Genomic DNA, 11,363 nt, shown 5'->3' on the forward strand with positions numbered 1-11,363 from the left:
CAGGCCATTAGACTTATGGCAAATGCCGCCCCAGCCGACAATCGGACCGGACGCCACGCAGCATTGCGCGGGTGAGTCGAGGCCAATGGCGAACGTCGCGCGGCGCGGTTTTGCAGACCGGAGTCCACTTTTCGGTTTCATGCTCTTAGGATGCGGCTGTTCGCTAGGTGACAGGAGAGCCCAATGACGAAGCAAGCTCGTATCACTGCGCTGGTCGGCGCAGCCGCGATCTGCGGCGCCGCCATCGTCGCCGTCGCGCCGGCGCAGGCGCTGACCTCGCAGCAATGCAGCGCGAAATATCAGGCGGCCAAGACCGCCGGCACGCTGAACGGCCAGAGCTGGCAGGATTTCCGCAAGGCCGAGTGCGGCGCTGACGCTGCTACGACGCCAGCGGCCAGCCCGGCCGAGCCGAAGGAGGCCCAGGCCAAGCCTTCCGCCGACAAGCCTTCCGCCGACAAGCCGGTTGCCGACAAGCCGGTTGCCGACAAGCCCGCGAACAAGCCCGCAGCCACACCCGCTGCGCCGGCAACGGCCGCCGTATTCCCGTCAACGGTGGATGCGAAATACGCCAAGGAGACCGCGTCGCGCGCGCGGTTGCACACCTGCGCCGATCAATGGAAACTCAACAAGGCCAGCAACGCCACCGGCGGCTTGCGCTGGATTCAAAAAGGCGGCGGCTACTGGAGCGAATGCAACAAGAAACTGAAAGGCGCGTAACCGCGCCGCGATGCCGCCGCGGGCCGGCCGTGGGCCGTTGCCGCCGGCGGTGTGAGCGATGATCGCAAGTCTCGGACTGATCCTGCTGTGCCAATTGGCCGGCGAAGTGCTGGTGCGCGGTTTCGGCCTGGCGCTGCCCGGGCCGGTGGTCGGGCTGTTGCTGCTGCTGACGCTGCTGCTGGCGCGCGACAAGCTCTCGCTGCTCGAGGTCGGGCCGCTGCGCAATGACGGCGTCGAGAAAGCCGCCAAGGTGCTGCTCGCCAACATGTCGCTGATGTTCGTACCGGCCGGCGTCGGCGTGGTGCAGAAACTCGATCTGATCGCCGAGCACGGCGCGGCGATCGCCGGCGTGCTGATCGGCTCGGTGGTCATCACGCTGTTGGTGACGGTCGCGACCTTCCTGATCTCGGCGCGGCTGATGGCGCGCTGGCGAGGTCCGCGGTGATCGAAAATCCGTTCGCGCTCTGGGTCTATCTGTCGCAAAGCCCGCTATTGTGGCTGACCACGACGCTGGTGGTCTATGCGATCACCGACGCGGTGTCGCAGGCGACCCGCCGCAATCCCTTGGCCAACCCGGTGCTGCACGCGATGTGGGTGATCGGCATCTTCCTGTGGCTGACCGGCACCTCGTATCAGACCTATTTCGAAGGCGCGCAGTTCGTGCACTTCCTGCTCGGCCCGGTGACGGTGGCGCTGGCGGTGCCGCTCTACGAGAACCGCAACGCCGTGATGGCGGCGATCGTGCCGATGCTGCTGGCGCTCCTGGTCGGCAGCGTCACCGCGATCGGCTCGGTGGTGGTGCTGGCCAAGGCCGCCGGGCTGCCGGACCTGGTGATGCTGTCGATGACGCCGAAATCGGTCACCGCGCCGGTGGCGATGGGCATCGCCGCATCGATCCACGCCGATCCGTCGCTCGCCGCGGTGGCGGTGATCATCACCGGCATCATCGGCGCGATCATCGTCACGCCGCTGATGAACCTTGCGAAGATCACTGATTTTCGCGCCCGCGGCTTCGCCGTGGGGCTGGCCTCGCACGGCATCGGCACCGCGCAGGCATTCCAGGTCAATCCGGTGGCCGGCGCGTTCGCGGGCATCGCGATGAGCCTGAACGCGCTGCTGACCTCGCTGCTGGTGCCGCTGGCGGCGACGCTGCTGCGCCACGGCTGAGCCGGCTATCTTTGCTGCGGCCAGCGACTATATGTGGCGGCGCTCCTGCCGCCCGCTTTTGACCCGCCTGGCAGGTTGGAGAAGTCCATGACCGACACCGTCCCGTTGCAGCCGACCGCCGACACCCGCAGCACCCGCCGCCGCGCGCTGGCCGTGCTCGGCTCCGGCTCGTTGCTGCTGGGGCTTGGCCTGCTGCCGCGCGCCGCGCCTGCGGCGCCCGCGGCCGGCGGTGACCAGGCCAACGTGCTGTCGGAAGCCGCGGTGCTGCGCGATCCGGAGCTGCCGGTGGCGGGCAATGCCGATGGCGACATCAGCATCGTGGAGTTCTTCGACTTCCAGTGCCCGTATTGCCGCAAGGTCGCGCCCGAGCTGCGGGCGCTGGCGCAGGAGGACGGCAAGATCCGGCTGGTGTTCAAGGATTGGCCGGTGCTCGGCGCCGCGTCGATCTATGCCGCGCGGCTGACGCTGGCGACCAGGTCTCAGGACAAGTACATCGCGGCGCATGAGGCGCTGATCGGCCTCACCTCGCGGTTGAGCGAAGCCGGCGTGCGCGACGCCTTGAGCGCGGCCGGGATCGACGTCGCCCGCGCCACCGCGGATCTCGATAGCAAGGGCAAAGAGATCGATGCGATTCTGGCGCGCAACAATGCGCAGGCCAAAGCCTTCGGCTTCCAGGGCACGCCGTCGTTCATCGTCGGCAAATTCCGGGTGCCGGGCGTGCTGACCAAGGATCAGTTCAAGCTGGCGATCGCCGACGCGCGCAAGGCCGCGGCGCAGAAGTGAGCGGCGATTATTTCTCGGAGAGCTTGACCCAGTCGCGCTGCACCCGCGCCTTCAGCGCTTCCCAATCGGTCTGCGCGACGTCCCAATTGACGATGGTGCGATTGGCCTGCGCCACCTCGCCGTTGGCGACGCTGGAGGTCTGCATCGAATCGTAGATGTAGACCCCGGCCACCAGAAGCAGCGCGCCCAAAATCATTCCGACAAACATCCGCATCGCGCAAACTCCGGTGAATTTCGCCACCCCAACGCGGCGCGGGTCGCGAAAGTTCCGCGGCGCAGGCGCGTCCAAGCTTGCCGTGGTAAATTGCCGGTCGGCGCCGCGCTGTTTCATGCCGGCGTGGTGCTGTTGATCGTGGCGCTTTACGCCGACCGCGACAGCGTCCCGCGTCTGGTGCGCGGGCAGAAATCGCGACGGGCTTGACATAAACCCAATTGAAACGGCTCGATCCGCTGTCGCTCGGCAGCAAATTGCGCGAGATCGGGCAAACCGACGGCGCGTCGTCGCACCAGCCGTCTGAGCGGCGTCACCTTCAGCGAACCCAACGCGGCGTTTCGACGAGCGATCGATTCAGGCGAATTGGCGGCGGCGGCAGCGTTTCGTCACGTAAAAGATGTGAGCGGGACCGGACCGAGCGTGGTAGCGTTCACGATGTTTCAAACCGAACTTCGTGCCGAAGCGCGCGATCAGGGCCCGCCGGCTCAGCCACAGGATATTCTCGAGGCCGAGAATGTCAGCCTGCGGCTGCTGTTGGCGCAGGCCGAAATCGATGCCCAGCAATTGTTGGCGCAGGCCGGCATCGAGGCCAAGCAGCGCGAAGCCGGCCAAAAGCTGCAGAAGCTGATTCTGGAAGAGTTGCACCACCGCATCAAGAACACCCTGGCCACCGTGAGCGCGATCGCCTCGCAGAGCCTGCGCAACGCCGCCAGCACGGAACATGCCCAGCAGGCGATCGAAGGCCGGCTGTTGGCGCTCGGCCGCGCCCACGATCTGTTGCTGCAGGCGCAATGGACCAGCGCCGACCTCGGCAAGGTGGTCCGCGGCGCCACCGAAGCGTTCGACAATCGCGATGCGCCGAAGTTCTCCATCGACGGCCCCGACATCCGGATGAATTCCGCCGCGGTGATCGCCATCGCGATGACGCTCAACGAATTGTGCACCAACACCACCAAGTTCGGCGCGCTGTCGATGCCCGCCGGCCATGTCGACATTGCCTGGGCGCTGGACGACGCCGGACAGCGCCTGCATCTGACCTGGTCGGAGCGCGGCGGGCCGCCGGTGCAGCCGCCGACCCGCCGCAGCTTCGGCACACGGCTGATCGAAACGCTCGGCCGGCAACTCAGGGGCGAGGTCACGTTGAGCTACCCGCCGGAAGGCTTCGGCTACGTCATCGAGGTGCCGCTCGAGGCGCTGACCTCGCAGCCATCGGCATAAGCACCCACCGATCGCCGCGCGGGCCGCGACGATGCCAGTTTGTTCTTCTGGAACGAACAGGGCACAGCCTTTCGGCGCCGCGCAAGGATGAAGAAAACGCTAAGTTTGCGGCAAGACTTGCTGCGTTTGCGCCGATCAGGTTCGACGCGGCGCCAGCGGCGTCCTGGCATAGAGCGCCCCGACCAGGCTGCGCAGACCCAGCGTCGCAATCGACAGTTCGGTGCTTGGGCCTTCCAACACCGAAGAAACCCAGCCGCTCTCCGTCTTGAGGTCGAGGTCGACTTTCACGCGGTCCTGCGAGATGATCAAAACAGCCTGGCAATATGGATGGGCGCGGTAGAGCGCGCGCTTCACGTCGATCCAGCGATGCGTCGTGCCAGGCACAGCAATGTCGTCGGATGCGGAGATGATCTCCGCCAGCAGGTACGCCTTCTCGACAAATCGCTGGCCGAGGTCGAAGTCGGCGTCGATCACCGCGACGTCCGGCTCCGGCTTGTAGTCGCCGCTGGCAAGCTCCAGTCCGGGCCGCTGCGCCGCGAGCAACGACGGATCATGGCGCTCCAAGGCATCGTTGAGCAGCTGCTGCAGATTGCTGGCGATCTGATTGTGCACCAACGTCGGCGGCGTCATCATCATGGCAACGCCGCCGAGCAATTCCCAACGCTCATGATCCGGCCGCTTGTCCTGGAAGGCGCGAAATTCGGCTCCCGACATCCGGCCGGCGCGATCGTCAGCAATGACAGCGTCAATGGGCACCATTCCGCGGCTCCGCGAGAGGGGGGCTGAAGATGAGCCGCAGCCGGCAAGGCCGCGCTACGGATCGAGCTCGGTGTCCCAGTACAAATAATCCAGCCAGCTGTCGTGCAGGTAGTTCGGCGGAAACAGCCTTCCGTTGCGGTGCAGCTGATGCACCGTGGGGGCGAACGGCGCCTGCTTGGGGAACATCCGCGCCTGCTGCGGCGTCATGTTGCCCTTGCGCAGATTGCACGGCGAGCAGGCCGCGACGACGTTCTCCCAGGTGGTCTGGCCGCCCTTGGAGCGCGGCATGATGTGATCGAAGGTGAGGTCCTCCGGCGCGCCGCAATACTGACAGCTGAAGCGATCGCGCAGGAATACGTTGAACCGGGTGAAGGCCGGATGCGTCGACGGCTTGACGAAGGATTTCAGCGACACCACGCTCGGCAGCTGAATTTCGAACGACGGGCTGTGCACCGCGCGATCGTAGTGCTCGACGATGTTGACGCGGTCGAGGAACACCGCCTTGATCGCGTCCTGCCACGACCAAAGAGACAGCGGATAGTAACTGAGCGGCCGGAAGTCGGCGTTCAACACCAAGACCGGCCAACCGCCGTGCGAGACATGTGCGTTCAAGAAACGCTCCTGGCCCCCAATTGCTGCGAAGCAGCTTGAGTTCACATACTACAAGCAGCGTGACGGCATTGTGAAGGGCAATCGCACGCCAGCCGGGTTTCGGAACCCGGGTGCAATCGGAGCGCCTGCGGCCGGCGAGGCCGCGCGCGAGGCCTCAGGCGTTGCTGCGGGGCCGCGAGGCCAGCAGGCTGCGGTAGAGCTGCGCGTAATGCTGCGCCGGGTTGCGCCAGGAGACGTCGGCGCTCATGCCGTTGCGCTGCAGCGCCTGCCAGGCGGCGCGGTCGGCGAACAGCGCGCGGGTTTTGCCGAGCGCCGCCGACAGCATGTCGCCGGTCACCGGCGAGAACTGCACGCCGGTCGCGACACCGGCGGCGATCGCCATCTCGTTGGCGTCGACCACGGTATCCGACAACCCGCCGACCCGCGCCACCACCGGCACCGCGCCGTAGCGCAGCGCGCACAATTGCGTGAGCCCGCAGGGCTCGAACCGCGACGGCACCAACAGCGCGTCGGCGCCGGCCTGGATCAGATGCGCCAGATCCTCGTCATAGCCGATCATCACCCCGATCTCGCCGGGATAGGCCTCGGCCGCCGCCTTGAACCGCGCCTCGAGATCTGGATCGCCGGCGCCGAGCAGCGCCAGCTGGATGCGCTCGGCGCGCAGCACCGGCAGCGCCTCGAGCAACAGGTCGAGACCTTTTTGCCAGGACAGCCGGCTGATCACGCCGAGCAGCAGCCGGTCGGGATCGGGGCTGAGGTCGAACAATTCGCGCACCGAGCGGGTGTTGGCGGCGCGCGCCGACAGCGTGGCGAGGTCGTAGGTCGCGGTGATCCGCTTGTCGGTGGCCGGATTCCACACCGCTTCGTCGATGCCGTTGAGGATGCCGGTGAGTTGCGCCGAGCGCTGCCGCAACAGGCCGTCGAGCCCCATGCCGGCTTCCGGTCCCTGGATTTCCAGCGCATAGGCCGGCGACACCGTGGTGATGCGGTCGGACAATTGCAGCCCGGCCTTCATGTAGCCGATGCTGCCGTAATACTCGACGCCGTCGACGCTGAACGCGCCGGGCGGCAAGCCCAGCGTCGCCAGCAATTCGCGCGGAAACTGGCCCTGGAACGCGAGATTGTGCACGGTGAACACGGTCGCCGGCGATGGCTTGCCGCTGTAGCGCAAGTACGCCGCGGTGAGCCCGGCCTGCCAGTCATGGGCGTGGACAAGGTCCGGCACGAACGACGGCACCAGGCCCTGGCCGATCTCGGCGGCGGTGCGCGCCAAGGCGGCGAAGCGATAGGCGTTGTCCGGCCAATCCTTGCCGTCCGGCGCGCTATAGGGACTGCCGGGCCGGTTGTAGAGATGCGGCGCGTCGAGCACCAACAGTTCGAGGTTGCCCTTGTGGGCGGTCAACAGCCGCGCCGGGCCGCCGAACAGCATCGAAAACGAATGCACCGGCAGCGCGGATTCGATTCCCGCCATCACCGCCGGATAGCCCGGCACCAGCGTGCGCATGGTGATGCCGTGGCGCAGCAGCGCCGAGGGCAACGCGCCGGCGACGTCGGCGAGACCGCCGGTCTTGATCAGCGGATAGATTTCGGACGCGACCGAAAGCGCCGTAACCGGAGTCATGCCTCGAGCCTGTCTATCATCGGCTGGGTGATCAGGCAGATGCCGGCCTCGGTGCGCCGGAACCGGGCGGCGTCGAGTTCGGGATCTTCGCCGACCACCAGGCCTTCGGGAATCCGCACGCCGCGGTCGATCACCACATTGGTGAGCTGGCAGGACCGGGCGACGTCGACATAGGGCAGGATCACCGCCTGCTCGATGGTCGAGTAGGAGTGCACCCGTACCCCGGTGAACAGCAGTGTCTGTCGCAAGGTCGAGCCGGAGATGATGCAGCCGCCGGACACCAGCGAGGAAATCGCCTCGCCGCGGCGGCCGATCTTGTCGTGGACGAATTTCGCCGGCGGCACGATCTCGCCATAGGTCCAGATCGGCCAGTTGTGGTCGTACAGATCGAGCTCGGGGACGATGTCGCAGAGGTCGATATTGGCGGCCCAATAGGCGTCGACGGTGCCGACGTCGCGCCAGTAGCTGGCGGCTTCGGCGTGCGAGCGGATGCAGGAGCGGTCGAAGCGGTGCGCCACGGCTTTGCCGTGCTTGACGATGTAGGGGATGATGTCCTTGCCGAAATCGTGCGACGAATTCGGATCGGCGGCGTCGCGGCGCAGCTCTTCGAACAGGAATTTGGTGTCGAAGACGTAGATCCCCATGCTGGCGAGCGCCATCGCCGGCTTGCCGGGCATCGGCGGCGGATTGGCCGGCTTCTCGACGAAGGAATGGATCACGTCATTGACGTCGACCCCCATCACGCCGAAACCCGAGGCCTCTTTGCGCGACACTTCGAGGCAGCCGACGGTGACGTCGGCGCCCTGCTCGACGTGCTGCTGCAGCATCTGCTCGTAGTCCATCTTGTAGATGTGATCGCCCGCCAGCAGCACGATGAATTGCGGGTCGTAGCTCTCGATGATGTCGATGTTCTGATAGACCGCATCGGCTGTGCCGAGATACCACATTTCCTCGGAAACGCGCTGACTCGCCGGCAGGATGTCGAAGCTCTCGTTGCGTTCCGGGCGGAAGAAGTTCCAGCCGTGCTGCAGATGCCGGATCAGGCTGTGCGCCTTGTATTGGGTCGCCACTGCGATGCGGCGGATGCCGGAGTTCAGCGCGTTGGACAATGCGAAATCGATGATCCGCGATTTGCCGCCGAAATACACCGCCGGCTTGGCGCGCCGATCGGTCAGCTCCATCAATCGGCTGCCACGGCCTCCGGCCAGCACATAGGCCATCGCGTGACGGGCGAGCGGAGCATTAACACCGTTACTCATGAGGCCTCTCTTGTGCGCTCAAGCGGCCTCCTCGGCAGACCGGACGAATCCGAGCGCCACTTGCACCGCCCCATGTCTAGCGAAATTCGGATTCAAATGGACAGCGCAAATCGAATTTTTTTCGATTTGGCAAAGGCATTAGTCGCAGATCGGCGGTCGCGCCGCGGCGCCGGCGAGCCGCCGGCGGCCAAATGTCGCAAATCAATTGCCGCTGCGGCTACCAGGCCAGGAACAAGCCGATATCGCCGGGAACGCCGTCCGGGAATTCCACCACGCGGGCATGCAGCGAGAACCCATGGTCGCGTAGCTCGGTCTTCCAGCGCAGGAACACCTCGGCGGCCATGCCGCGCAGGGTTTCCGGCCAGCTCGGATCCGGGGCGTTCACCGCGCGGCCGTGATCGCTGCACACCTCGCAGGGAAACCGCAGCAGCAGGTGCTCCTGCTCGCCCTTCATCGCGGTGGCGCGGGCGCCGCTCAGCATCCGCTTCCAGGCCTCCTCGGTCAGATGCTGCGCCAGGAACTGATCGGCCTGGCGGTGATGCTTTTCCTCGGCGAGGTGCTTTTCGTCGTGGCGGCGGCGGTCCTCTTCCTCTTCGAAATGCGCGACCAGATTATGAAACGCCTTGGCGGAAAACCCGGTGTCGAGCTCCGGCGGATGCGAGGGAGCTGGCGGCGCCGCGTGCTGGCCGATTTCCTGCAGCCGTTCCGAGGCTACGGGCCAGCGCGAACCGTCGTCGAACACCGGGTCGGCCGCGTGCGCCGCGACCGGATGCGCGAACGCCCGCACCAGATCGGCGCGGCTGACGATGCCGACCAGCACGCCCTCGCGCAGCACCGGCACCCGCTTGATGCGTTTGGTCGACAGCAATTCGGCGACCTCGGCGAGATCGGCGTCCTCGCCGACCGACACCACCGGCGAGGTCATCACCTCGCGCGCGGTGCGCTCGGTGGAGTTGAGGAAATCCAGATAGTCCGAGCTCAGCTCCTGGCCCTGCGACAACATCCGCAGCCACCAGTCGCGGCCGGCCTGGCGGTCGGCATCGTTGCGCGGCATCAGGTCGCCTTCGCTGACGATGCCGATCGGCCGGCCGCTGCCGTCGACCACCGGCACCGCGCTGATGCCGTGGCGCAGCAGGGTCTGCGCCACCGCGCGGGCGCTCTCCTCCGGTTGCACCGTCACCACCTTGGTGGACATCACCTCCCGCACCTTCACAGCCAATCTTACGATCGCCGGCGCGGCGGCCGCGCCGTGTCCCAGTCCAGACGTCATTCGCTATGTCCCGTTTTTGAGCACCGGAGAATTTAGCCCGTGCAGCATCGATTCCAACGCTCGGTGCCGTTGGCTCGCGGCAAAATGATCGGCGGTTGTAAAGATTCTCTGCTCACCCCGATGACGGCGGCAAGAATCGCACCGCGCGCGCCAGCGACATTGCGCGCCGCGGCCGCCGTCGACGACCTGGTTGACCCCTGGTGATGCAAGGATGTCGCGATCGAGGTGCAAATACAATCCATGAGCGATTTTATACGGATTTTCGCCGGTGGCGTGCTCTGGTCGAGGGATTGCGTGCCGATTGATTCGGCCGCTTCGCCTGCCATGGAGCCCGGACGATGATGCGTTTCACCAAGCCTTTGCTGCTGGTCGGACTGGCGCTGACCGCGTCCACATTGCCGCAGATCGCCCAAGCCACCACGGCCGAAGACCAAATCACCGCCCGCCTCAACGCCCTGGAGAAGGAAAACGCCGGGCTGCGCGCCCGCCTCAACCGGCTCGAGGCGACCAAGACCGCAAGGCCGCTCGCGCCGGCGACAGGCGGCGCGACGATGGCGGCGATGCCGCGGCAGTCGGCCGAGCCGTTCAACAAGGCGCCGATTGCCATCATCCACCCCGCGCCGCCGCAGGCGTTCGAAATCTCCGGCTCGCTGTTGTTTCTGCAATCCGCCGCCGGCAATATGGAATACGCCACGCTGATCAATCCTTTGCCGGTGGTGTCGCCGCATTGGAACAATCAGTCGCTGGCCCCCGACTTCGCCGCGGCGTTCGACCTCGGCGCCCGCTACATGAACGGCGCCAACGACATCGCCGTGCAATGGACGCATCTCAAGGCCACCACCAATGCGTCGTTCGAAGGCACGCCTGACCAGATGGTCGGGCCTCCCTACCTGATCGGCCCGGAGTCGGCGCTGTACAAGGTCGGCCGCGGCTCGCTGCAGAGCGAATTCGACTCGGTGAAGATGGATGTCGGGCACACGTTCTGCGTCGACTGCGACTTCCAGATGCGCGCGTTCGGCGGCGTCGAGTTCGCCCGGATCGGCCAGGACCTCACCGGAACGGCGGAAAGCCGCGACGCCCAGGCTTCGAGCTCCTACACCAACCATTCGAAATTCACCGGCGCCGGCCCGCGGATCGGGGTGAAGAGCCAGTACTCACTCGGCAGCTTCGACTTCTCCGGCGAAATCGCCGGCGCGGCGCTGATCGGCACCACGCAGAGCCGGGTGGACTACCTCACGGTCAAGCCGGTGCTGGCGCAGCCGACCGTGCAATATCTGGCGTCGCCCAATGCGACGCGGGTGATCCCCAGCGTCAACGCGAGGCTCGCCACCGCCTATAATTTCGCACCGACCGCCTACGGCCTGTTCAAGGTCGAGGTCGGCTATCAGGCCGCGGTGTATTTCGACGCGGTCGGCGAATACGCCGTGACCCAGGTGCCGACCTCGCTGGTGCTGCCGCCGAACGGCGTCTATCTCGCCACCGCGCAGCATCTCACCAGCAACTTCACCACCCACGGCCCGTTCATGACCGCGAAGTGGCAGTTCCAGTAGCAGAGGGCGCTGCCTTCACCTCTCCCCGCTTGCGGGGAGAGGTCGACCCGGCGGAGCGCAGCGAAGCCGGGTCGGGTGAGGGGGCGCCTCGACGTAACGAGACGCCCCCTTGTATCTGCCCATTGAGCAAAATGTGCGATGGAAGCGGCTTAGCGCGTTGGCCGGTGGCCACCGGCCAACGCGCGCGGCGATG

At 66.2% G+C, this 11,363-nt stretch carries 12 protein-coding genes; 6 read left to right on the plus strand and 6 right to left on the minus strand.

Features of this window, described 5'->3' with window-relative positions; translation table 11 throughout:
* Positions 1 to 183: 183 nt before the first annotated feature.
* The 4 genes from HNR60_RS20620 to HNR60_RS20635 all read left to right on the plus strand — a co-directional run bounded on the left by HNR60_RS20620 (position 184) and on the right by HNR60_RS20635 (position 2,667).
* Positions 184 to 717, plus strand: coding sequence for a hypothetical protein (locus tag HNR60_RS20620; RefSeq protein ID WP_184261581.1), 534 nt, complete (start codon positions 184 to 186; stop codon positions 715 to 717).
* Between the two features lie 58 nt (positions 718 to 775).
* Positions 776 to 1,162, plus strand: a complete 387-nt coding sequence (locus HNR60_RS20625; protein WP_184261583.1) for a CidA/LrgA family protein — start codon at positions 776 to 778, stop codon at positions 1,160 to 1,162.
* Positions 1,159 to 1,884: an LrgB family protein gene (locus HNR60_RS20630; RefSeq protein WP_184261585.1), complete on the plus strand. Its 726-nt coding sequence runs from the start codon at positions 1,159 to 1,161 to the stop codon at positions 1,882 to 1,884. The genes HNR60_RS20625 and HNR60_RS20630 overlap by 4 nt, the downstream gene beginning before the upstream one ends.
* A gap of 87 nt (positions 1,885 to 1,971) precedes the next feature.
* Complete coding sequence (locus HNR60_RS20635; protein WP_184261587.1) at positions 1,972 to 2,667, plus strand: DsbA family protein; 696 nt, start codon at positions 1,972 to 1,974, stop codon at positions 2,665 to 2,667.
* 7 nt (positions 2,668 to 2,674) lie between these two features.
* Here the strand turns inward: HNR60_RS20635 and HNR60_RS20640 are convergent, their stop codons facing one another.
* Positions 2,675 to 2,881 (minus strand): hypothetical protein, encoded by a 207-nt coding sequence (locus HNR60_RS20640; protein WP_011471102.1) that lies wholly within the window; start codon positions 2,879 to 2,881, stop codon positions 2,675 to 2,677.
* 435 nt (positions 2,882 to 3,316) lie between these two features.
* On the opposite strand from HNR60_RS20640, the gene HNR60_RS20645 reads away from it, so the two are divergent.
* Positions 3,317 to 4,099, plus strand: coding sequence for a sensor histidine kinase (locus tag HNR60_RS20645; protein ID WP_184261589.1), 783 nt, complete (start codon positions 3,317 to 3,319; stop codon positions 4,097 to 4,099).
* A 135-nt stretch (positions 4,100 to 4,234) separates the two neighbouring features.
* Here HNR60_RS20645 and HNR60_RS20650 read toward each other — a convergent pair whose 3' ends face one another.
* The 5 genes from HNR60_RS20650 to HNR60_RS20670 form a co-directional block, all read right to left on the minus strand.
* On the minus strand, positions 4,235 to 4,858 hold the full coding sequence (locus HNR60_RS20650) for a Uma2 family endonuclease (RefSeq protein ID WP_246433037.1): 624 nt from the start codon (positions 4,856 to 4,858) through the stop codon (positions 4,235 to 4,237).
* A gap of 54 nt (positions 4,859 to 4,912) precedes the next feature.
* The gene (locus HNR60_RS20655; RefSeq protein WP_184261591.1) at positions 4,913 to 5,470 is read right to left on the minus strand and encodes an HNH endonuclease; all 558 of its coding nucleotides are present in this window, start codon (positions 5,468 to 5,470) and stop codon (positions 4,913 to 4,915) included.
* Between the two features lie 154 nt (positions 5,471 to 5,624).
* Entirely contained in the window at positions 5,625 to 7,091 is a 1,467-nt protein-coding gene (gene glgA / locus HNR60_RS20660) for a glycogen synthase GlgA (RefSeq protein ID WP_184261593.1), read from the minus strand.
* A complete protein-coding gene (glgC, locus tag HNR60_RS20665; RefSeq protein WP_184261595.1) occupies positions 7,088 to 8,350 on the minus strand; it encodes a glucose-1-phosphate adenylyltransferase in 1,263 nt (420 codons plus the stop codon). Before glgC ends, glgA begins: the two co-directional genes overlap by 4 nt.
* A gap of 217 nt (positions 8,351 to 8,567) precedes the next feature.
* Entirely contained in the window at positions 8,568 to 9,545 is a 978-nt protein-coding gene (locus tag HNR60_RS20670; RefSeq protein WP_246433040.1) for a CBS domain-containing protein, read from the minus strand.
* 413 nt (positions 9,546 to 9,958) lie between these two features.
* Between HNR60_RS20670 and HNR60_RS20675 the strand changes: the two genes are divergently transcribed.
* Positions 9,959 to 11,170 carry an Lpg1974 family pore-forming outer membrane protein gene (locus HNR60_RS20675; protein WP_184261597.1) on the plus strand — a complete coding sequence of 404 codons (1,212 nt, stop codon included), beginning with the start codon at positions 9,959 to 9,961 and terminating at the stop codon, positions 11,168 to 11,170.
* Positions 11,171 to 11,363 lie beyond the last annotated feature (193 nt).

Source organism: Rhodopseudomonas rhenobacensis (assembly GCF_014203125.1).
Taxonomy (GTDB): domain Bacteria; phylum Pseudomonadota; class Alphaproteobacteria; order Rhizobiales; family Xanthobacteraceae; genus Rhodopseudomonas_A; species Rhodopseudomonas_A rhenobacensis.